Origin of the sequence: Micromonospora sp. WMMD754, from assembly GCF_049315235.1 — a bacterium.
Classification (GTDB): domain Bacteria; phylum Actinomycetota; class Actinomycetes; order Mycobacteriales; family Micromonosporaceae; genus Micromonospora; species Micromonospora sediminicola.
The window spans coordinates 3,109,436-3,130,888 of record NZ_CP186058.1 but is presented as its reverse complement, the minus strand read 5'-3'; the positions used below and the strand labels follow the sequence as shown (position 1 = coordinate 3,130,888).

Genomic DNA, 21,453 nt, shown 5'->3' with positions numbered 1-21,453 from the left:
TCGTGGGTATGCCCCTCCTAGCGCGTCTCGGGCGGGGCCATGCATTATAGGAGTCGGCGATCCTCATGGGAGCCTCCCTTCTTGCCCCGTCTCGGCGGGGCGGGTCGAGCCGTACCGCCCTGCCGGGCGTCCAAACCACGCGGGGCGGTACGGCGGTTCATCAGCCGCGAGATCAGCGCAGCGTCTGAGGAGTCGCCTGGCTCAGCCGGCGATAGACGATTCTCTGTTCCCTCGCTCCGCCAACGTACCACATGGGACGTTGCGTAGCTAGCTTCGCGAATGTTCCCCGGCGCGCGCCGACGGCAGGCTGGAGGGGTTTGTCGTCTTTCGCCTCGTTTGGTCAGCTCGGGGATGCAATAACCCGCTTCTAGAATCCGTATTGGACAGTTGAAGCACCCTGCCTGTTCCCAGACTGCTGGTTACATCCTTGGCTGGCTGAGCAAATAGGATCGGCACGTGACGGATCTTGAGCGGGGGATCTACGAGCACCTGATCACCCAGCACCTCGCCGAGCGGCTCCAGCACGTAGACGCCGCCCTGGTCCAGCACGACAAGCTCGACGCGGCCAATGCGCACGACGTACTCACCCGGCACATCGCGACCCTTGCCCGCCGCGCCCTGCTCGCCGTCGGCGGTGGCGACGACAAGCTCGCCCGCCAGGTCGAGCTGACCAACCGGATCGCGGGAAGCATCGCAGAGGCCCAGCCGCGCGCCGCCGGCGCCGACGGCCAGGTCGCCGACGCGCAGCGCCTGCTGCATGCCATCGCCGCCCCGCCCACTCCGCCCGCCGCGCCCATCTTCCCGGTACGCCCCACCACCCCGCTCTCCACCGGCGCGCTGCTGGTCAACGGCCGCCACCAGCCCCGCATCGGCCACGAGGTCACCCACGAGATGGCCTCAGCCGATGAGGTCGACCTTCTCTGTGCGTTCATCAAGTGGCACGGCCTCCGCATCATCGAGCCGGCGATCCGCGACATGATCGCCCGCGGCGGCCGGCTGCGGGTCATCACCACGACGTACCTGGGCGCGACCGACCAGCGGGCCCTCGACCGGCTCGCCGCGCTAGGCGCCGACATCAAGGTCTCGTACGAGACCAGGACCACGCGCCTGCACGCCAAGGCATGGCTGTTTCGCCGCTACAACGGCACCACTACCGCGTATGTCGGCTCGTCGAACCTCTCAAAATCCGCACTGGTGGATGGCGTGGAGTGGAACGTGCGCATCTCGAACCTGGAGCAGCCGCACGTCATCGACACGTTCGAGGCCACGTTCGCCGACTACTGGAACGACTCGGCGTTCGAGACGTACGACCCGGCGAGGGACTCCGAGCGGCTGCGCGTCGCGCTGCGCGGGGAGCGCAGCGACGAGGCGCCGACCGAGATCGCGAACCTGGATGTCCGGCCGTTCCCGTACCAGCAGGAGGTCCTGAACGACCTCGACGCCGAGCGGCTGGTGCACGGGCGGTGGCGGAACCTGGTGGTGATGGCTTCCGGCACCGGCAAGACGGTGGTGGCGGCGCTGGACTACCGCCGGCTGCATCGGGCCGGGCAGGTTGACTCGCTGCTCTTCGTCGCCCACCAGGAACAGATTCTCCGGCAGAGCCGATCCGTGTTCCGCCAGGTGATGGGCGACGGCACCTTCGGCGAGACCCTGGTGGGCGGCGATCGACCGGACAGGTGGAAACACGTCTTCGCGTCGATCCAGTCGCTGCACCGGCAGGAGATCAACCCCGAGGCGTACGACATGGTGATCGTCGACGAGTTCCACCACGCCGAGGCGCCGACGTACACAAGCCTGTTGGAGCGGCTTCGGCCGCGCGTGCTCCTGGGGTTGACCGCGACGCCCGACCGGAGCGACGGCGGCGACGTGCGCCGGTGGTTCGACGGCCGCGCGTCGGTGGAGCTGCACCTGTGGGAGGCGTTGGAGCGGCAGTTGCTGGCGCCGTTCCAGTATTTCGGGCTGCACGACGAGGTGGACCTGGCGCGGGTGCGGTGGAAGCGCGGGCAGGGCTACGACAAGGCCGACCTGGATGGCGTCTACACCGGCAACCACGCGCGGGCGCGGCTGATCCTGCACGCGGTCAACCGGATCGCCGACGTGGGGCGGATGCGGGCGCTCGGCTTCTGCGTCAGCATCGGGCACGCCGAGTTCATGGCCGACTGGTTCACGCAACACGGCGTGCCGGCGGCGGCGGTGACGTCGACGCTTGATCGGGGCGAGCGGCACACGTTGATCGACCTGTTCCGCAAGCGGGAGTTGCGGGTGCTGTTCACTGTCGACCTGTTCAACGAGGGTGTCGACCTACCGATGGTCGACACGATCCTCATGCTGCGGCCCACCGAGAGCGCCACGATCTTCCTGCAACAGCTCGGCCGAGGGCTGCGGTTGGACGACGACAAGCCGTGCCTGACCGTGCTCGACTTCATCGGCGGCCAGCACGCCAACTTCCGCTTCGACCTACGCTGGCGAGCGTTGGCCGGGGTGAGCCGGCGATCCGTCGAGGCGGCCGTCCGGGAGGACTTCCCGTCGCTGCCGAGCGGCTGCCACATCGAGCTGGACCGGGTGGCGAAGGACATCGTGCTCGCCAACCTGAGGTCGGCGCTGCCGACATCGAAGAACGCGCTGATGGGTGAGCTGCGGCAGCTCGGTGACGTCAGCCTGTCCGACTTCCTGCGGGAGACCGGGCTGGAGATCGAGGACGTGTACCGGTCGGCGACCGTGGGCGGCTGGGCGGGGCTTCGGCGTCTCGCCGGGCTCGACGCGGCCCCGGGGGGCCCGGACGATCGTGACCTCGGACGGGCTGTCGGTCGGATGCTGCACATCGACGACGTCGATCGGCTGGACCTCATCAGCCAGGTGGCATCCGGTCGGCACCCCGCCGCCGGACGGCTGCTCGACATGCTGCACTTCAGCCTGTGGGGCCCGTCGGTGCCGCTGGCCGAACGCGACGCCCGGCTCAAGCGGCTCTGGGCCGAGCCGGCGCGCTGCGCGGAGCTACGGCAGGTCGCGGAGGTGCTGCGCGATCGGATCCACCGGGTCACCGACCGCCCGGCTTCGGAGCGGGTGCCGTTGCGGGTGCACGCCCGCTACAGCCGTAACGAGGCGTGCGCGGCCTTCGGCATGGCGAACCCGGGCTCGCTGCGGGAGGGCGTGAAGTGGCTGCCGGACGAGAAGGCGGACCTCTTCTTCGTCACGCTCGTGAAGTCCGAGGAGCACTACTCCCCCACCACCATGTACGCGGACCGGGCCATCACCGATCGGCTGTTCCAGTGGGAGTCGCAGAGCACGACGGCGGCGACGTCGGCGACCGGGCAGCGGTATGTCGACCATGTGGCGCGGGGGACGACGGTGCACCTGTTCGTGCGGGAGACCCGGGTTGCCGACCGCGACCTGGGCGCACCGCCCTACCTGTATGCCGGACCGATGACCTACCAGGAGCACAGCGGTGATCGGCCGATGCGCGTCCTCTGGGAACTGCGGCACCCCCTCCCCGCCGACATGTACGCCGCCGCCCGGGCGATCGCCGCCTGATATCACCAACGACTCAGCTCGAAAGGCATCGCAGAGGCAACACCCCACTCAGCCGGCAATCCGGCGGCGGTCCGGCGGACGCATCCAGCGGCACAGCAGCACCGCCACCCCGCCGGCGATGACCCCGACCATCGTCCCGGTGACCAGACTGGATACGGCCGCCGAAGCCCGCAACAGGACTTCTCGCGCCCCCGGCGAGATGTTGGCCAGCCCCGGCGCGTCCATGCCGAGCGACGGGTCCCAGAACACCTGGTGACCGACCGCGAGGAGCACCCCGTACAGCGCGCCCACGACCACCAGCGTCAGGAACGGGCGCGGTGGTCGCCGCCACAGCACGACTGCCACCCAGACCAGCGGTGGCCCCACCGCCAGCAGCGCGGCCACCACGGTTCCCTCCGGTACGACGTCCAGGTCGTGCAGCGCCACCCGGGGCGCGGCCAGCGCGGCAAGTCCCACCAGCGCCGGCCAGGAGAGCCCGAGGGCAGGTCGAGCGCTCATCGCCCGACCGCCGACGGCGCGGTCGACCGGACGAAGCGCAGGAGCGCGACGAACGCCAGCACGGCGGTCACCGCGCCACCGGCGAAGCGCACCCAGTGCCCCGCGACGAACTCGGCCGCCACCTGCCGCAGGTACTCGGGCGAGTGCGTGCCCACCGGGTCCACGAACATGATCTCGTTGCGCGGCCAGAAGAAGACGGCGGAGAACAGGAACTCGCAGGCGACGAAGACGGCGGTCGCGCCGGCCACGTACCAGCGCAGCCGGCGATCGCGCCAGGTGAGCAGCGTCGCGGCGACGCTGCTCAGCACGACCGACGCGCCCAGCGGGGGGAAGTAGTCGTGCGGGCCGCCGTCGACCAGGAACGCGCGGGCCCGCTCCAGCGACGCGGGCGGGTCGTTGAAGATGTTCGGATAGAGCATGACGGTCTCGGCGGCGACCCCGCCGAACGACATCATCGCCGCCCAGACCATCACGATCAGGGCGATCCACGTCAGTTTGGTACGGGACATGAGTGTTTCTCCTCGTAGGTGGGGATGTCATCGACGCTAGGTCGGTGCTCGCCCGCCGTCGTCCGCGCCGCCGCGCGACCGGGGATCGCCTGTCGACGTACACCTCGGGGTTGCCCCTGACGCCTGCGGACGACAGCGCCGAGGGCCGGGGCGGACCTAGGCTCGAAGGCGTGCCCGACACCTCGCCCACCCGCGCCGACGCGCTGCTCGCGGCGGCCACCGTCGCCCTGGTCGTGGTGGCCGTGGTGGCCGAGGGGACCGCGCCGGCCCGCGCCGTGCTCGCCTGCGCCGTGGCGGTCGGGCTCGGGGGTCTGGTGCTGGGCGCCCGGCGGTGGCCGCTGCCCGCGCTGCTGGCCACCGCGGCGGGCATCCTCCTCTACTACGCGCTGGACCTGCCGCCGGTCGGGGTGGTCGCGCCGGCCGCCGCCGTGCTCTACCGGGTCGCGGAGCGGGGTCGGGTCGTGCCGGCCGCGCTGGTCGCCGGCGGGCTGCTGGCGGTGTCGGTGGCGGTCCGGCTGGTCGAGGGCGACGACGTCGCGGTCGTCGTCGGGGCCGAGCTGGGCTCGGAGGCGGCGTTGGCCCTCGCCGTCATCGCCCTCGGAGACGCGGTACGCAACCGGCGGTCGCTGCGGGCGGCGTTGGTCCGCCAGGCCATGGCCGCCGACGAGGAGCGCCACCGCGAGGCGGCCCGGCAGGTCGAGGCGGAGCGGCTGCGCATCGCGCGGGAGGTGCACGACACGCTGGGGCACACGATGTCCGTGATCACGTTGCAGTCGGCGGTGGCGCGGGAGGCCCTGACCGACCGGGAGCCGGCGCAGGCGGAGAACGCGCTCGCGGCCATCCACTCGGTGAGCGGCAGCGCGATGGCGGAGCTGCGGGCGACGCTCGGCACGCTGCGCCGCGAGCCCGGGCCGCACGAGCCCGCGCCCGGGTTCGCCCAGCTACCGGCGCTCATCGACGGCGTGCGTCGGGGTGGGTTGGCGGTCGACCTGCGGGTCGACGGCCCGGTCGAGGCGCTGCCCGCCGTGGTCGGCAGCACGGTCTACCGGGTCGTGCAGGAGGCGCTGACGAACGTGCTGCGCCACGCCGGGGCCACCCGGGTGACCGTCACGGTCCGTGCCACACCCGGTCGGCTCGCGCTGGAGGTGGTGGACGACGGTCGCGGCGGCTCGTCCGCCGGGCCGACGGGCCGGAAGGGCCAGGGGCTGCGCGGCATGGCGGAGCGGGTCGCCCTGCTGGGCGGCAGCGTCGACACCGGCACCGCCGCGACGGGCGGCTTCCGGGTGTCGGTCCACCTGCCGCTGGCGCGGGTGACCGCGTGACCGCGATCCGCGTCGTCCTCGTCGACGACCAGCACCTGGTCCGCACCGGCCTGCGTGCGCTGCTCGACCGCGCCTCCGACATCGAGGTGGTGGGCGAGGCCGGTGACGGTGGTGGCGGGCTGGCGGTGGTCCGGGAGCAGCGGCCCGACGTCGTGCTCATGGATGTGCGGATGCCCGGCGGGGACGGGCTGGAGGCCACCCGGCGGATCCTCGGCGATCCGCGGCTCACCGGCGTGCGGGTGGTCATGTTGACCACGTTCGACGACGACGAGTACCTGTTCGAGGCGATCCGGGCCGGGGCGGCCGGCTTCCTGCTCAAGGACACCCCGCCCGACGCGCTGCGGGAGGCCGTCCGGGTGGTGGCGGGCGGCGACGCGCTGCTCTCGCCGGCCGTCACCAGGCGGGTGCTGACCGCGGCGGCCCACGCCCCGGTGACCGACCCGGCGCGGCTGGCCGGGCTCACCGCGCGGGAGCGGGACGTGCTCGCCCAGGTTGGCGCGGGGCGGTCGAACACCGAGATCGGGCAGGTGTTGTTCCTCAGCCCGGACACCGCCCGCACCTACGTGAGCCGGCTGCTCCAGAAGCTGAACGCCCGCGACCGGTCCCAGCTCGTGGTGATCGCGTACGAGAGCGGGCTGGTCCGTCCCGGCGAGCAGTGAGGCCCGGTCAGACCTGCGCCTCGCCCACCGACTCCGGCTCCGCGTGCCGGCCCCCGCCGTTGCGCCGCTCGTCCCCGTGCCCCGGCCACCACGCCGTGTGCCCGATCAGCCCGGTCAACGCCGGCACGAAGAACATCGACATCACGAACGCGGACAGCACGATCCCGATCGCCACCGCGAACCCCATCTGCTGGAGGAACGAGATCGGCGCGAGCATCAGCACCCCGAACGTGCCGGCCAGGATCAGCCCGGCCGCCGCGACGGTCGGCCCGGCGTGTTCCACGCCGATCGCGGCGGCCTGGTGGGGTTCGTGGCCCTCCCGCGCCTCCTCGCGTAGTCGGGCGATCATCAGGATGTTGTAGTCGGTGCCGATCGCCACCACGAACAGGTACAGGATGATCGGCAGCTGGAACGTGACGCCCGGGTTGCCCTGGAGCCCCTGGAACACGTAGACGGTCGCGCCCAGCGTGGCGGCGAAGTTGAGCAGCACCGCGATCACCAGGTAGATCGGTGCGACGAGACTGCGCAGCAGCAGCGCGAGGATGAGCGCGATCAGGCCGGCGGCCACCGGCAGGATCACCGAGAGGTCGCGGTTGTTGGCCGAGTTGATGTCGGCGAAGATCGCGGTCGGCCCGCCGACCAGCGCCTTCGTCCCTTCTGGGGCCTTGGCGTGCAGGTCGTCGCGCAGGTCGTCGCGGACCAGGCTGATCGCCTCGTTGGAGACCGGGTTCTCGTCGAGCAGCAGGTTGATCCGGGCCACGCCCGGGTCGGTGGCGCTGCGCTCCGGCGGCTGGACCCGGGCGACGCCGGGCGCGTTCGCCGCGGCGGCTGCGAAGTCGTTGACCTGCTGGTCGGTCAGCGGGGTGCCGGTGCCGGTGGTCAGGTAGACCTCGGTGGGCGCGAGCGCCCCGGCGGCGAAGCCGCGCTGGAGGTCCTTGGCGGCCCGCGCGGACTCGGTGTCCTGCGGGAAGCCGGCGCTGAAGTCGTAGTCGGCCTTGTAGCCGAGCACCCCGGCGGCGAGCGCGACCAGCAGGGCGCCGGAGGCCGCGGCCACCACGGCGGGCCGGCGGCCGACGGCGGCGCCGAGCCGTCGGGACAGGCTTGCCTTCGGCGTACGCTGCCACGCCTTCGACGGCCAGAACACCCACCGGCCGAGCAGCGACACCAGCGCCGGGATCAGGGTCAGCGAGGTGACCAGCATGACGGCGACGGCGATGGCGAGCGCCGGGCCGAGCGAGCCGAAGAAGCCCAGCGAGGCGAGCAGCAGCACCAGGAACGCGACGATGACCGCGCCGGCGGCGGAGGTGATGACCTCGCCGACCCGCTGTACCGTGACGACCATCGCGGTGCGCTTGTCGTCGCCGGCGCGCAGCCGCTCCCGGTAGCGGAACAGAAGGAACAGGATGTAGTCGGTGCCGATGCCGAACAGCACGATCAGCAGGATGGTCTGGAGGTCCTGGCTGACGTTGAGGTCGAACGCCTTGCCGGCGGCGGCGACCAGCCCGGTGGTGACGGACATGACCACGCTGATCACCACGACCGGCAGCAGCGCGGCGATCGGGCTGCGGAAGATGATCAGGATCAGCCCGATGATGAGGATGATGGTGGCGACGCCGACGACCGCGAACGCGGAGTTGAACGTGTCCTCGTTGTCGACGAAGCTGGCCACGTCGCCGGCCACGCCGGCGGTCAGGCCGCTGCCGGCCAGGTCCGGCCCGAGGTCGGCGCGCAGGTCGCGGACGGCGTCGAGCAGCTTCGGGTCGTCCGGGGTGTCGGCGTCGAGGCCGACGGAGATGATCTGCACCGACTTGTCCGGCGCGACGGCCTGCGGGCCGGTGAGGTAGCCGGAGGTCTGCGGGATGTTACGGGCCTTGAGCGCCTGGGCGAGCTGCCCGACGCGCGCCTCGTCGGCCGGGGTGAGCGGCTTGCCGTCGCTCCGCTTGACCACGATGGTGGCGGTGGCGGTCGCCGCCTGCGGGAACGACTTGGTGGCCAGCTCGGTGGCCTGCACGGACTCGTAGGAGCGCGGCAGGAAGCTCTCCTGGTCGGCGGAGGTGATGTCGCTCAGCGACGGGCTGGTGACGACGATCGCGATCGCGGCGAGGATCCAGCCGCCGATCACCCACCAGGCCTTGCCGACGACGAATCTGCCCAGTCGCTCGAACATCGTTTCCCCCGTGTGTCGACTGTCTCGCGCAGGATCCTACCCTCCGTGAGCAATCCTTTTCGGACGGCTCGCGGCCTGGCGTCGATGTTCCCGCTGGTCGAGGATCGGTGGATGAACGAGCGCCCCCGCGTTCCCGGAGTCCTGGCGGCATGGTTCCTGGCGACCGTGCCGGCCCCGCTGGTGTGGTTCCAGTGGACGCACCGGTGGGAGGAGGACCAGCCCCTGTCCTCCGCGCTGTGGTGGCCGGTGCTGGCGTCACCGGCCCTGGCCGCCCTGCTGGCCGCCGGGCGGCCCCGCCGGCGCGGCGTCCCCGGCCTCGCGCTGACCGTCGGCGTGTCCACACTGGTCACGGCGGCGCTTCTGGCCGGGTCGCTGGCGTTCTTCCGCTGGGTGGTGCCGCTGACCGGCGAGGCCCGCTGGGGGCGCGCTCTGCTCGGCGGGCTGGCGCTCGCGGTGGTTGGGGCGCTGCTCGGGTACGCCATCGGCGGGCGCCCACCCCGCACCGGCCGGCCGGCGTCCCGGCGCGGCTATCTGGTCGGCGGGTTCGCGGTGCTGCTCGGGGCCGTGCTGGCGCAGACCACGGTACGGCTCGGCGCCGAGGGCAGCACGGTCGGTCAACCCCCCACGGAGTACGGCGGGGTCGGGCCGTACGCGACGTCGGCGGGACGGTTCACGGTGCCGGCCGCCGGGGCGTACGCGATCTTCTCGGTGGGGTTCGCGTCGACGGACCCGGAGTGCCGGGTCGACGGCGTCGGCCGGGCCGCCGAGCCGGTGTCCGTCCCGCCCGGCGACTACGGGGGCGACGCCGCGTCGTACGCATGGGTGGCCACGGTGCGGGTGCCGGCGGCCGGGGTGTGGACGCTGGACTGCCGCAGCCCGGATCCGGAAGCGTCCTACGTGGTGGGTGACGTGCCGGAGATCCGGGGCGCGGTCGGCTCGCTGATCCACTGGCCGGTCGGCCTGATCTGGCTGTTCGGCGCCCTCCCCGGCCTGCTGGTCGTCGGGGACACCGCGCGCCGGCGGGCCGGAGCGACGGCCCCGGCGACCGTCGGAGCAGACGGCCGGGAGCGGTAGCCCCGGTCAGGCGACGTCCACCACCAGGTCGGCGGTGGCGACGGCGATCTCACCGGCGTACTCCTCGGCGGCCGCGGCACGGGCGGCGGCGTGGTCGGTCCCGGGCCGCAGATGCGTCAGCAGCAGGCGGCGGGTGCCGGCGGCCTCGGCCTGCCGGCCGGCCTGGCGCGCGCTCGACTGATGGTCCCGCGAGTCCTCCGGCACCTCGCGCAGGTAGGTGGCCTCGGCGACGAGGAGGTCCGCGTCCCGGGCCAGGGCCACCACGTCGGGGCTCGGGCCGGTGTCCCCCGTGTACGCGAGCACCCGGCCGCCCGCGTCGAGCCGGATGCCGGCGTTGGGCACCCAGTGCGGCAGCAGGCGGGTCTCGGCCCGGAACGGTCCGATGTCGAGGGCGTCCCCGGCGGTGAACTCGTGCGGCACGTACGCGGCGTCGAGCATCCCCGGCCGGTCGAGGGCCAGCACCGCGTCCAGCGCCCCGGGCAGCGCGTACACCGGTACCGGCGGCGGCGGGTCGTCCCGCAGCGCGCGGGCCCGGAGGAAGGGGTTCAGGTCGGCGCAGTGGTCGGGGTGCCCGTGGCTGATGAACACGGCGTCCACCTGATCGGCGGTGACGTGCGCCAGCAGCCGGGGCAGCGTGGCGTAGCCGAGGTCGAGCAGCAGCCGGAACCCGGCCTCCTCCACGAGGAAGCCGCTGCACGCCTGGCCTGCCTCGGGCCAGACTCCGCACCCGCCGAGCACTGTGAGCCGCATCGTCCGACGGTACCGCCGCCGTGGCGGTGCGGCGTGCAATGTCACAGGCGGCTCGTAGCCTGGCGGGGTCATCGACGATCGCAGGGAGGCGACGTGCTCGACCACTTCTCCGTAGCGGTGCGCGACCTGGGGGCGGCCGGCGCCTTCTACGACGCGGTGCTCGCCCCGCTGGGCGGGCGGCGGATCATGGAGCCGGGCCCGATCGGCTACGGCGTGGACGCGCCCGACTTCTGGGTCGAGCCCGCGCCGGCCGACGCCGCCCCGGTGCCGGTGCACATCGCGTTCACCGCGCCCGACCGGGCCGCCGTGCGGGCGTTCCACGACGCGGCGGTGGCCGCCGGGGCCGAGGTGCTGCACGCGCCGAAGGTGTGGCCGGAATACCACGCGGCCTACTACGGCGCGTTCGTCCGCGATCCGGACGGCAACAACGTCGAGGCGGTCTGCCACCGGCCGGAGTGAGACGGTGGAGGTCGAACCGGTCGAGCACTCGCCCGTCCGCGCCATCCGCCGGGCCTGGCTGGCCCAGCGCTGGCACGATCTCACCTTCCTGCACTGGGCGGTCGCGCCGGAGCGGGTCGCGCCGCTGCTGCCGGCCGGCACCCGACCCGACACGCTCGACGGGTTCACCTACGTCGGGCTGATCGGTTTCCGGATGGTCGGGCTGGGGCTCGGCCGGGGGCCGGGCGTGCCCTACTTCGGCACGTTCTGGGAGACGAACGTGCGGCTCTACTCGGTCGACGGCGCGGGCCGGCGGGCGGTCGTGTTCCGTTCGCTGGATGCGTCCCGGCTGGTGCCGGTGCTGGTGGCCCAGATCAGCCTGCGCCTGCCCTACAAGTGGTCGGCGATGCGGCTGGAGCGGTCCGGCGACACGCTCACCTACCGCTGCCGCCGCCGCTGGCCCGGCCCGGCCGGCGCGACCAGCCGGATGACCGTCCGCGTCGGCGCTCCGATCCCCGACCCGACGCCGCTGGAACACTTCCTCACCGCGCGCTGGGGCCTGCACACCCGGGCGTACGGCGCCACCCGGCACCTGCCGAACTGGCACCCCCGGTGGCCGCTGCACCGCGCCGAGCTGCTGCACCTGGACGACGAGCTGGTCACCGCCGCCGGCCTGCCCGCGCCGGACGGGCCGCCGGTGAGCGTCCTGCACTCCCCCGGCGTCCCGGTCGTCTTCGGCGGCCCCACCCGGGTCCCCTGACCCGGTCAGCGCAGCGGGTCGGGGGTGCCGTGCGGGACGTCGGGGCGGCAGCGGCGCACCCGGTCGGCGGCCATCCGACCGCCCACCGCCAGCCCGTGGCGCTCCACCGCCGCCAGCCCGTACGCGCTGCACGTCGGCGTGAAGCGGCACGTCCCCGGCCAGCGGTGCGAGAGCCAGCGCCGGTAGCCGAGAATGGCGGCCCGACCGGCCCGGTCGACGGCCGGGGTGCGGACCACGCCGGCGGTCACCGCACCGAGCGTGAGCAGCGTCGAGAACAGGCCGAGGTCGCAGCAGCCGGGACCGTCACAGTCGAGCAGGTCGCAGTCGCAGTCGCACCAGTCCCGGTCCTTCTTCTTTTTCCTGTGGTGTCGCTTCCGCATGATCACGAGGTCATGATGCGACACCGCCGCCAGCCGGGTGACCGGCCGACCGGAACGGGTCCGGCGGGATCGGGTCGGTGGGCGGCCGGCACCCTAGCGTCGAGGACGTAACCAGGAAGGAGCACCCGCGTGCTGGACCGCCTCAACCAGGCCATGGACCACCTCGAACAGCGGCTTGACCAGCCGCTGGACGTGCCGGAGCTGGCCCGGATCGCCTGCGTGTCGGAGCACCACTTCCGGCGGCTGTTCTCGGCGTTGGCCGGGGTGCCGCTGTCGGAGTACGTGCGCCGCCGCCGGCTCACCCTCGCCGGCGCCGACGTGCTCGCCGGCCGGGAGTCGCTGCTCGACGTGGCGGTGCGCTGGGGCTACGGCTCGAACGAGGCGTTCGCCCGCGCGTTCCGCTCGGTGCACGGCGTCGGCCCGGCCGAGGCGCGGCGCACCGGAGCGGTGCTGCGCTCCCAGCCGCGGATGTCCTTCCGACTCGTCGTCGAAGGGAGCACCAGCATGGACTACCGAATCGTGACCAAGGACGCCTTCCGGCTCGTCGGGGTGAAGGCCCGGGTGCCGCTGGTCCACGAGGGGATGAACCCGCACATCGTGGCGTTCGTCAAGGGCATCGACCCGGCGACCGTACGCCGGATCGAGGCCCTCTCCGACCAGGAGCCGCAGGGGATCGTCAACGTCAGCGACGACCTGGCCGGGTCCCGGGAGGAGGGCGCCGAGCTGGACTACTGGCACGGCGTGGTGACCGGCGCGGAGGTGCCCGGCGACCTGGACAGCCTGCCGGTCGAGGCCGGCGACTGGGCGGTCTTCCGCAGCTCCGGGGCGTTCCCGCAGGCGTTGCAGTATCTGTGGCGGGACGTGTTCACCCAGTGGTTCCCGTCGAACCCGTACGAGATCCGGCCCGGGCCGGAGATCTCCCGGGTGCGGATCGCCGAGGGTGGCGGCACCGCCGACGCGGAGCTGTGGATCCCGGTACGCCGGGTCTAGGCCGCCGCGGCGGCCCGCGCCAACGCGGCCGGCACGTCGTGCACGTGGTAGGGGTGTTCGCTCGGCTCGATGCCGGCGAGGAACATCGCGTACACGGCGGCCAGCCGCAGCGGCGCGACCGGCCGGAGCAGGTCGACGGCCCGGCGCGGGTCGCTGCCGGGCGCGTCGGCCCGCCACCGGTCGGCCCACGCCTCGACGAGGCGGTCGGCGGCGGCCGGGTCGAGGTCCTCGGTGAGGCGCAGGATATCGAAGGCGGGGTGGCCGACGAACGCGTCCGCCCAGTCGATGACGACCCGCCGGTTTTCGTCGCCGCGCACGTTGCCCGGGTGCAGGTCGCCGTGCACGAGCGTGTCGGGCAGCCCGCAGTCGCGCACCCGGGCGAGCCGGTCGTCGAGCCCGTCGAGCAGGCGGCCGGCGGCGGTGACGTCGTGCCCGGCCAGCCGCCCCCGGATCCACCGACTCAGCCCCGCCCCCCGCAGATCGGGTACGCCGCCGGCGACCAGCCGGTCCACCTCGCCCACGCCCCGCACCTGCACCGCGTGATGCCCGGCCGCGATCGCCATCCGCTCACCCTCGCCGGCCCCGTACCGGTCCTCCCCCGGCACGTGCCCCACCAACACCCGCCCCTCCCCACCGACGGCGAGCACCCGCACCCCGCCCGCCGCCTCGTCGATCAAGGAGTTCGCGTCACGGCGGAGATCGACGCCGACGCGAACTCCTTGATCAACCGTGCGGTCGGGGGTGGAGAGGAGCCAGTGGAGGACTGCGGGTTCGTGGCGGGCGAACGGGGGGAGCTGTTTGAGCCAGGCCGGGCCGGTGGGGGTGTCCAGGCGCCAGATCGCGGAGAGGTTCCAGGTGCGCTGCTGGGCCACGGCGGTCACCGGGCGGCCGAGTCGCCGCAGCTCCTCGGTGGCCCAGGCGACGCTGCGGGCCGGGCCGCCGACCTCCGCCCACGGCATGCGCAGCGGGTGCGGCGCGAGGTCCACGACGACCGGTTCCAGGGGTACGGGAGGAACGTCGGCGACCTGCGCGAGGTAGCGGACGTGGCCGCCGGGCGGCGCCGGACGGTCGGCGTCGAGCAGCCGCAGCACGGCCACCTCGACGCCGTGGCGGCGGTGGGCCTCCTCGACGATCGAGGCGACCTGCTGCCACCACGGATCGGGCACGTCGAACGGGGGCAGCGCGCCGAGCGACCGCCCGGCGGCGTCGACCAGGACCACTGTCACGGTGCGGGACACGGCCGGACGCTAACCGGCGACACCGCCGGGCGCGACCCGATAACCCGCCTGACGGACCCGTCAGCTCCAGACGGTGCGTCGCAGCCCCTGGTGGCCGGCGCAGACGTCGCGCTGGCCGCCGGTCCGGCTGATCGCGCCGTCGCGGCACTGCACCAGCCAGCCCCGGTCGGACCAGAATCCGGGCGCGCACGCGAACCAGTCGCAGACCCCGGCGGCGGGCTTGCGGATCCGTGCGCCGCCGCAGAAGTCGTACCCGAAGGGGTTCGCCGGGGCGCCGCAGCGCCGCTCGGCGGCGGGCTGCGGGACGGCGGTGCGGGACGGCGTCGGGCGGGTACGCCGCGGCGTCGGGCTGGTGCTGGGCCGTACCTGGACGGCCGGGGCGACCATCGGGGGCGCGGGCGTGCCGGTGGCCGCCGGGGTGGCGGCGGCGGCCCGTTCCGAGCCGGCCCGGGTGGGCGGGTTGGATTCGAAGAGCATCGCCGGCACGATCAGCGCCAGCGCCGCGCCGACCGCGACGGTCCGCCGGCCGCCGGGCACCAGCGCGGACATCCGGGCCTGGGCCGGGGTGAGCACGGCCGGACGCAGCGGGCGCAGCGCGGCGTGTTCCTCCAGCAGTTCGTCCAGTTCGGCCACGACGGCGGCGCGCTGCTCGATCGCGTCGGCGAAGGCCAGCGTCAGCTTGAACCGGAAGTCGGCCACCGCGCCGGTGGGCAGCAGCAACCCCGAGGTACGGCGCCGGTCCAGCACCTGGATCAGGGTGACCGGCGCGCCCGGGTCGTGGGACAGCCCGGTCATCCTTCCGTACGCCCAGTCGCGGCGGCCCCGCCCGCCGAGCAGCACCAGCCGCCGGTTGGTGAGCACGGCCAGCCCGGCGTCGGACACCCGTACCCCCTCGGGGCGGCGCGGGCGCAGCGGCGGCGGGTCGGGGTCGACGGTCAGCTCGGGGGCGGGCAGGACGGCGGTGTGCCGCACCTCGACCAGTTGCGCGGCCGGCAGCGTCCAGAAGACCACCTCGCCGGGGTCCAGCTCCATCGGCAGGCCCGCGCCGGCCTGCACCGACCCGTGGAAGGACACCGCGAGCGTACGCAGCCGCCGCAGCTCGTCGTCGCGGCGGCGCCACGCCTCGTCGGCGGCGCGGAAGACGCGCTGCCGCCGCTCGTTCTGCCGGTGCGCCCACCGGTAACGCCATGTGGAACCCGTCGAATCAGTCATCGCCACGCCGACTCCTCCGCCGCGCGAGCCCACCAATCGGGGTGTCATTCATGTCAACGGCGGCGCAGGGGGACGAAGACACGCGAAAGTCGCCAATTAGACCGATCGGCTGATTGACCGGCACTATCGGCGGAAACTCCTGCGTCGATTCACGTTCCGCGCTACCCGGTTCCCGCCGGCCGCGCTTCGCCATGCGCGGTGGTGGCCGCGTCGGTAACGTCAGCCGCAGGGCGGGGCGGCGAGCGGCCCTGCGGCGGCGAGGAGGTGCACCGGTGGGCGACCCGGCCGTCGTGGTGGGCGTGGACATCGGCACCACCAGCACCAAGGCGGTCGCGTTCGACACCGACGGGCGCCAGCTGGCCAGCCACTCGATCGGCTACCCGCTGGAGGAGCCGCATCCGGGCTGGGCCGAGCAGGACCCGGACCTCATCTACGAGGCGGTGCTCGGGGCGATCCGCGCGGTCGTCGACGAGCTGCGCCGGCCGATCGCCGGCCTGTCGTTCAGCACCGCCATGCACAGCCTGATCGGGCTGGACGCCGACGGCAACCCGCTCACCCCGTCGATCACCTGGGCCGACAGCCGGGCCAGCGCGCAGGCCGAGCGACTGCGGGCCGCGCCGTCCGGGCTGGCGCTGCACCGGCGCACCGGCACCCCGGTCCACCCGATGGCGCCGCTGCCCAAGCTGGTGTGGTTCGCCGAGCAGGAACCGAAACTCCACGAGCGGGTCGCGCACTGGGTCGGCATCAAGGACCTCGTCCTGCGTCGGCTCGCCGAGGCGCTGGTCACCGACCACTCGGTCGCCTCGGCCACCGGGCTGATGGAGATCCACCGGCTGGCCTGGGACAGCGAGGCGTTGCGGGTCGCCGGCATCACCGAGGAGCAGCTTCCCCAACTCGTACCCACCACGCACGTGCTGCCCGGCCTGACCGCCGAGGCGGCCCGGGCCACCGGCCTGCCGGCGGGCACCCCGCTGGTGGTCGGCGCCGGCGACGGGCCGCTGGCGAACCTCGGGCTCGGCGCTGTGCAGCCGGGTGTGGTGGCCTGCTCCATCGGCACCAGCGGGGCGATGCGGGTGATGGTGGAACGCCCCGGCGTGGACCCGCTCGGCGGCGTCTTCTGTTACGCGCTCACCGAGAACCGCTGGGTGGTCGGCGGGGCGATCAACAACGGCGGCATCGTGCTCCAGTGGGCCAACGACGCGCTCGCCCCCGAACTGGGCGAGCACGCCGAGGAGGAACTGCTCGACCTGGCCGCCCGGGCCCCGGTCGGCTCCGGCGGTCTGATCATGTTGCCGTACCTGCTCAGCGAGCGGGCGCCGCACTGGAGCGCGCTGCCCCGCGGGGCGTACGTGGGCCTGACCCACGGCCACGGCCGGCCGCATCTGGTCCGGGCCGCGCTGGAGGGGGTCTGCCAGCAGCTTGCCCTGGTCCTCTCGTCGGTCCGCGCGGCCGGCAACGAGGTACGCGAGATCCGCGCCAGCGGCGGCTTCGCCCGCAGCCCGCTGTGGCGGCAGATCCTCGCCGACGCGCTCGGCATGCCGGTGCGCTTCCCCGCCGGGCACGAGGGCTCCGGCTTCGGCGCCGCCCTGCTCGGCATGCAGGCCCTCGGCCTGATCGAGTCGATCGAGGTAGCCGCCGACCTGGTCCGGATCGAGGAGACGGTCCGGCCGGATCCTGCCTCCGCCGCCACCTACGCGGCGCTGCTCCCGCTCTTCTCGGAGCTGTACGACGCACTCGTGCCCACCTTCGCGTCGCTGCGGCGGCTGGCGCCGAGCCTGCCGCCGGAACCATCACCCACCGCTCCTCCCCAATGACCAACCGAAGGTCGTGATCGCCGTGGTCTCACTGCTCGCCGCACCGGCGGAACCACTCACGAACGCCGGTGACACCCAACTCGTCGTCGCCGCCCTGCTGGGCATCGCCGCGGTGGTGCTGCTCATCGCCTGGGGCAAGGTGCACCCGTTCCTGGCGCTGATCCTCGGCGCCGCGGTGCTCGGCGTGGTTGCCGCCGTACCCGCCGACAAGATCGTCACCTCGTTCAGCGGCGGGGTCGGCTCCACCGTCGGCGGTGTCGGCCTGCTGATCGCGCTCGGCGCGATGATCGGCGGCATGCTGGCCGAGTCGGGCGGAGCGGACAGCATCGTCGAACGGGTGGTCGGCCGGGTCTCCGGCGGCGCGCTGCCCTGGGCGATGGCCGGCGTGGCGGCGCTCATCGGCCTGCCACTCTTCTTCGAGGTCGGCGTGGTGCTGCTGGTGCCGATCGTGCTGCTGGTCTCCCGCCGGGTGGACGTGCCGCTGATGAAGCTCGGCATCCCGGCGCTGGCCGGCCTGTCGGTCCTGCACGGTCTGGTGCCGCCGCACCCCGGCCCGCTGGTGGCGATCGACGCGCTCGGCGCCAACCTCGGTCAGACGCTCGCCCTGGGCCTGCTGGTGGCGATCCCCACGGTGATCATCGCCGGTCCGGTCTTCGGCAACATCATCGCCCGGTACGTGCCGGCCACCGCCCCGGAGGCGCTGCTGCCGACCCGGCGCGACGTCGCGGTCGCCGCCGACCGCAGCCCCACCCGTCCCGGCGACGGCCGGCTGGACGCCGACGGCGACCTGGTCACCGCGGACGACCTGGTCAACCCGGGCGCCGGCCGTCCCGGCGCGTCGATCGACGAGCCGGCCGGACCGCGTTCGCGCCGGGCGCCCGCGCTCTGGGCCGCCGTGGTCACCGTGCTGCTGCCCGTGGTGCTGATGCTGCTGCGGGCGATCGGCGAACTGGCCCTCGACGAGGGCACCGCCGGCCGCAAGGCGCTGGACATCATCGGCACCCCGATCGTCGCGCTGCTGGCCGGCGTCATCTTCGCCATGATCTTCCTGGGCTACCGGACCGGGTTCAGCCGTACCCAGGTCTCCGGCTTCCTGGGCGGCTCGCTGCCGGCGATCGCCGGCATCCTGCTGATCGTGGCCGCCGGCGGCGGCTTCAAGCAGGTGCTGGTCGACGCCGGCGTGGGCAACCTCGTCGCCGACGCCGCCGAGGGCGCCAACCTGTCGCCGCTGCTGCTCGGCTGGCTGGTCGCGGTCGGCATCCGGGTGGCCACCGGCTCGGCCACCGTCGCCACCATCACCGCCGCCGGCATCGTGGCGCCGCTGGCCGCCACGCTCCAGGGGCCCGAGGTGGCGCTGCTGGCGTTGGCGATCGGCTGCGGGTCGCTGTTCTTCTCGCACGTCAACGACGCCGGCTTCTGGCTGGTCAAGGAGTACTTCGGGTTGACCGTCGGGCAGACCATCAAGAGCTGGTCGGTGATGGAGACGATCATCTCGGTGGTCGGTTTCCTCGGCGTCCTCCTGCTCGACGTCTTCGTCTAGCGGCCCACCGGCGGCGGGCGGACACCTCCCCGCGACTCCCCTTGGAGCTGATCTCAGAAACGACTCACGCGCCGGTCGCCGGTCGCCCGGTTGCGGGGTCCGCCGGACGCGGCTGCGGGTCGCGGGATGCACGGCTGCGGCTCGCGGGTCCCGGCTCGCGACCTCGCGCGTCGCGGGTCGCGCGTCGCGCGTCGCGGGTCGCGCGTCGCGCGTCGCGGCTCGCGCGTCGCGGGTCGTGGGTCACGCGTCGCGGCTCGCGGCTCGCGGCTCGCGGCTCGCGGCTCGCGCCTCGCGGGTCGCGGGTCACGCGTCGCGGGTCGCGGCTCGCGCCTCGCGGCTCGCGCGTCGCGGGTCTGCCGGACGCGGCTACGGGTCGCGGGGGGCCTACCCGGGGTTCGTGCGACTGCGCCTGCAGCTGGCGACACCTCCGGCGACTCCCTTTAGAGCTGATATCGGGAACGACTCACGCGCCGGTCGCCGGTGACCATCGAACGCCGGCTGCGGCTGTAGCCGGTGATATCACCAACGACTCAGCTCGAAAGGGAGACAGGAGGCATACACCGCCCCGGAACCGGGCCGTACGGGTGCCGCGGCGGACCGTCGCGATTTCAGGCGACGGGGACCGAGGCGATGGGGACCCGGGCGGCGGGGACCGGGCGGCGGGGACCGGGCGGCGGGGACCGGGCGGCGGGGACCGGGCGGGTGGTGCGACAGCCGGTCAGGGGGCCTCGACGCCGGAGATGCGGAACTTGTGCACCTCGGCGCCGAGGATCGCCGTCACCTGCTCCGCGTCCGGCCCCGAGCCACGGAACGCGAGCAGCTGCTCGTCGGACTCCCACCGCTCGTACACGTTGATCCGGCCCGGCTCGACCAGGTCGGCGCTGACCGCGAAGTCGACGCAGCCGGGCGCGGCGCGGGCCGCGCGGACGGCCTCCGCGCAGGACGCCAGGTAGGCGTCCCGCCGGGCCGGATCGACGTAGAGGGTGCCGGCGACGATGAGCATGCCGGTCATCGTGCCACCGCCGGCGGCTCAGGCCCGGCTGATCGCGTTGGCGTGGATCGCCTCGTTCAGGTAGGCGGCCATCCCGGTCCGGATCGCCTCGAAGTACTCCGTGAACCGGGGGTCGGCCACGTACATGTCGGCCAGCCCGGTGTGCAGCTCCAGCGGGCAGTCGTACCACCACTCGGTGATGAGCTGGCGGTGTTCCTCGGCCAGCGCCATCGCCTCCGGGCCGTCGGCCGGCGCGCCCGAGTCCATGAGCGCGGCGAACCGCCTGCCCCAGTCCTCGTTCACCTCCTTGTTGCGCAGCCAGTCCTCCTTCGTGTAGCGGCTGGCCCGCTCCTGCGACTGCCGGTACGCCTCGGTGTCGCCCCAGCGCCGTTCGACCTCCTCGGTGTGCTCGTCCGGGTCGAAGTCCCCGAACACCTCGAACCGCTCCTCCGGGGTCAACTGGATCCCCACCTTCCTCGCCTCCATCGCGTGTTCGATCGCCGCGACCATCTCCTGGAGCTTGCCGATCCGCCCGGACAGCAGCTCGTGCTGCCGGCGCAGGTGCGCCGCCGGGTCGGCCGTCGGGTCGTCCAGGATCGCGGCGATCTCGTCCAGCGGGAACCCCAGCTCGCGGTAGTAGCGGATGAGCTGCAGGCGGTCCAGGTCGCGGTCGTCGTAGCGGCGGTAGCCCGCCGATGTGCGCCCGCTCGGCCGCAGCAACCCGATCTCGTCGTAGTGGTGCAGCGTCCGGACCGTCACCCGGGCCGCCCGCGCCACCTGACCCACCGTGTACGCCATGGTTCCCTCCCTTCCGCGACCAAGGCTGCCGCCTCCCGCAACGTGAGGGTCAAGCCCAATGGTCCGCCCCCGACCAGGAACGGCCGGGGGCGGTGTGCGGGTGCGGGCTCAGTTGGTGATCTTCTCGTGCTCCGGGGCGGCGAACGTCGCGCTGGCCGGGGTGCGCAGGGCGTGCAGCAGGCCGGCGGCGGAGAGCAGCAGGAGCAGGGCCGCGCCGAGGTACATGGCCAGGGCGCCCTGCTCGGCCTTGCGGCCGAACTCGCTGAAGCCGTACGAGGTGAGCAGCAGGCCGCGCAGCGTCTCGCCCTTGAACACGGTGTCCCGCTGGGCGCTCACCTCGGCGAGCTGCTTCTGCAGGTCGGCCAGGTTGGCGGCCTTGGCCTGCTCGGCCTGCGCCACCTGCTCGCGCAGCGCGCTCTGCGGCGCGCCGAGGTCGGCGTACGTCTTGCCGCCGGCGATCGACGTCAGGTGCAGGCCGATGTACTCGTTGGCGTAGCACTCGGCCTGCTTGCCGGTGGTGAGCTGCTGGCCGGCGTACTCGCGCAGGCAGTCCGACTTCTTCTCCTCGTCGGACAGCTTGTCCTGCGGGGTGAAGCTGATGTGCTGCGCGGCGAGCTGGTCGTGCACGTAGTTGTTGGCGAAGTTGGCGTTCGTCGTGAGGACGACGCCGACGACGAGCAGCAGGACCGCGAGGCCCAGCCCACCGATGCTGAACAACAGGTCGAGCGTCCGTCGCTTCATCTCTGGCTCCCGGAGGGGGGTGTGTGCCGGCTGGTTGACGA

At 73.4% G+C, this 21,453-nt stretch carries 19 protein-coding genes; 9 read left to right on the top strand and 10 right to left on the bottom strand.

What is annotated here, in order from left to right; all coding sequences use genetic code 11:
• Positions 1–456 precede the first annotated feature (456 nt).
• A complete protein-coding gene (locus tag ACN27B_RS15255) occupies positions 457–3,531 on the top strand; it encodes a DUF3427 domain-containing protein (RefSeq protein WP_422745583.1) in 3,075 nt (1,024 codons plus the stop codon).
• Between the two features lie 48 nt (positions 3,532–3,579).
• Here ACN27B_RS15255 and ACN27B_RS15250 read toward each other — a convergent pair whose 3' ends face one another.
• Complete coding sequence (locus ACN27B_RS15250; RefSeq protein ID WP_422745581.1) at positions 3,580–4,029, bottom strand: hypothetical protein; 450 nt, start codon at positions 4,027–4,029, stop codon at positions 3,580–3,582.
• Positions 4,026–4,538, bottom strand: a complete 513-nt coding sequence (locus ACN27B_RS15245; RefSeq protein WP_422745579.1) for a DUF1772 domain-containing protein — start codon at positions 4,536–4,538, stop codon at positions 4,026–4,028. The genes ACN27B_RS15250 and ACN27B_RS15245 overlap by 4 nt, the downstream gene beginning before the upstream one ends.
• A 170-nt stretch (positions 4,539–4,708) precedes the next feature.
• On the opposite strand from ACN27B_RS15245, the gene ACN27B_RS15240 reads away from it, so the two are divergent.
• Positions 4,709–5,860 carry a sensor histidine kinase gene (locus ACN27B_RS15240; RefSeq protein WP_422745577.1) on the top strand — a complete coding sequence of 384 codons (1,152 nt, stop codon included), beginning with the start codon at positions 4,709–4,711 and terminating at the stop codon, positions 5,858–5,860.
• The gene (locus tag ACN27B_RS15235; RefSeq protein ID WP_422745575.1) at positions 5,857–6,519 is read left to right on the top strand and encodes a response regulator transcription factor; all 663 of its coding nucleotides are present in this window, start codon (positions 5,857–5,859) and stop codon (positions 6,517–6,519) included. The genes ACN27B_RS15240 and ACN27B_RS15235 overlap by 4 nt, the downstream gene beginning before the upstream one ends.
• A gap of 7 nt (positions 6,520–6,526) precedes the next feature.
• Here ACN27B_RS15235 and ACN27B_RS15230 read toward each other — a convergent pair whose 3' ends face one another.
• The gene (locus ACN27B_RS15230) at positions 6,527–8,686 is read right to left on the bottom strand and encodes an MMPL family transporter (RefSeq protein ID WP_422745573.1); all 2,160 of its coding nucleotides are present in this window, start codon (positions 8,684–8,686) and stop codon (positions 6,527–6,529) included.
• A 45-nt stretch (positions 8,687–8,731) separates the two neighbouring features.
• Between ACN27B_RS15230 and ACN27B_RS15225 the strand changes: the two genes are divergently transcribed.
• Entirely contained in the window at positions 8,732–9,760 is a 1,029-nt protein-coding gene (locus ACN27B_RS15225; protein WP_422745571.1) for a hypothetical protein, read from the top strand.
• A gap of 6 nt (positions 9,761–9,766) precedes the next feature.
• Here ACN27B_RS15225 and ACN27B_RS15220 read toward each other — a convergent pair whose 3' ends face one another.
• Complete coding sequence (locus ACN27B_RS15220; protein WP_422745569.1) at positions 9,767–10,510, bottom strand: MBL fold metallo-hydrolase; 744 nt, start codon at positions 10,508–10,510, stop codon at positions 9,767–9,769.
• Between the two features lie 93 nt (positions 10,511–10,603).
• Between ACN27B_RS15220 and ACN27B_RS15215 the strand changes: the two genes are divergently transcribed.
• Positions 10,604–10,969 carry a VOC family protein gene (locus ACN27B_RS15215; RefSeq protein ID WP_091581372.1) on the top strand — a complete coding sequence of 122 codons (366 nt, stop codon included), beginning with the start codon at positions 10,604–10,606 and terminating at the stop codon, positions 10,967–10,969.
• Positions 10,970–10,973: 4 nt separating this feature from the next.
• On the top strand, positions 10,974–11,708 hold the full coding sequence (locus ACN27B_RS15210) for a YqjF family protein (RefSeq protein ID WP_422745567.1): 735 nt from the start codon (positions 10,974–10,976) through the stop codon (positions 11,706–11,708).
• Positions 11,709–11,713: 5 nt separating this feature from the next.
• Here ACN27B_RS15210 and yidD read toward each other — a convergent pair whose 3' ends face one another.
• Positions 11,714–12,088: a membrane protein insertion efficiency factor YidD gene (yidD, locus tag ACN27B_RS15205; protein WP_422745980.1), complete on the bottom strand. Its 375-nt coding sequence runs from the start codon at positions 12,086–12,088 to the stop codon at positions 11,714–11,716.
• Between the two features lie 129 nt (positions 12,089–12,217).
• On the opposite strand from yidD, the gene ACN27B_RS15200 reads away from it, so the two are divergent.
• Positions 12,218–13,078 (top strand): AraC family transcriptional regulator, encoded by an 861-nt coding sequence (locus ACN27B_RS15200; protein WP_422745565.1) that lies wholly within the window; start codon positions 12,218–12,220, stop codon positions 13,076–13,078.
• On the opposite strand, the gene ACN27B_RS15195 is transcribed toward ACN27B_RS15200, so the two are convergent.
• A complete protein-coding gene (locus ACN27B_RS15195; protein ID WP_422745563.1) occupies positions 13,075–14,316 on the bottom strand; it encodes an aminoglycoside phosphotransferase family protein in 1,242 nt (413 codons plus the stop codon). The two genes, ACN27B_RS15200 and ACN27B_RS15195, sit on opposite strands and share 4 nt — an antisense overlap.
• A 60-nt stretch (positions 14,317–14,376) precedes the next feature.
• Positions 14,377–15,534, bottom strand: coding sequence for a hypothetical protein (locus ACN27B_RS15190; protein WP_422745561.1), 1,158 nt, complete (start codon positions 15,532–15,534; stop codon positions 14,377–14,379).
• Positions 15,535–15,800: 266 nt separating this feature from the next.
• Here ACN27B_RS15190 and ACN27B_RS15185 point away from each other — a divergent pair, with 266 nt between their 5' ends.
• Both ACN27B_RS15185 and ACN27B_RS15180 read left to right on the top strand, forming a co-directional pair.
• The gene (locus ACN27B_RS15185; protein WP_422745559.1) at positions 15,801–17,342 is read left to right on the top strand and encodes a gluconokinase; all 1,542 of its coding nucleotides are present in this window, start codon (positions 15,801–15,803) and stop codon (positions 17,340–17,342) included.
• A 22-nt stretch (positions 17,343–17,364) separates the two neighbouring features.
• Positions 17,365–18,882, top strand: a complete 1,518-nt coding sequence (locus ACN27B_RS15180; RefSeq protein WP_099164761.1) for an SLC13 family permease — start codon at positions 17,365–17,367, stop codon at positions 18,880–18,882.
• Positions 18,883–19,600: 718 nt separating this feature from the next.
• On the opposite strand, the gene ACN27B_RS15175 is transcribed toward ACN27B_RS15180, so the two are convergent.
• From ACN27B_RS15175 to ACN27B_RS15165, 3 genes are all read right to left on the bottom strand, one after another.
• Complete coding sequence (locus ACN27B_RS15175) at positions 19,601–19,885, bottom strand: putative quinol monooxygenase (protein ID WP_091581409.1); 285 nt, start codon at positions 19,883–19,885, stop codon at positions 19,601–19,603.
• Positions 19,886–19,912: 27 nt separating this feature from the next.
• Positions 19,913–20,671: a MerR family transcriptional regulator gene (locus ACN27B_RS15170; RefSeq protein ID WP_422745557.1), complete on the bottom strand. Its 759-nt coding sequence runs from the start codon at positions 20,669–20,671 to the stop codon at positions 19,913–19,915.
• A 108-nt stretch (positions 20,672–20,779) separates the two neighbouring features.
• Entirely contained in the window at positions 20,780–21,412 is a 633-nt protein-coding gene (locus ACN27B_RS15165) for a hypothetical protein (protein ID WP_099162420.1), read from the bottom strand.
• Positions 21,413–21,453: the final 41 nt, after the last annotated feature.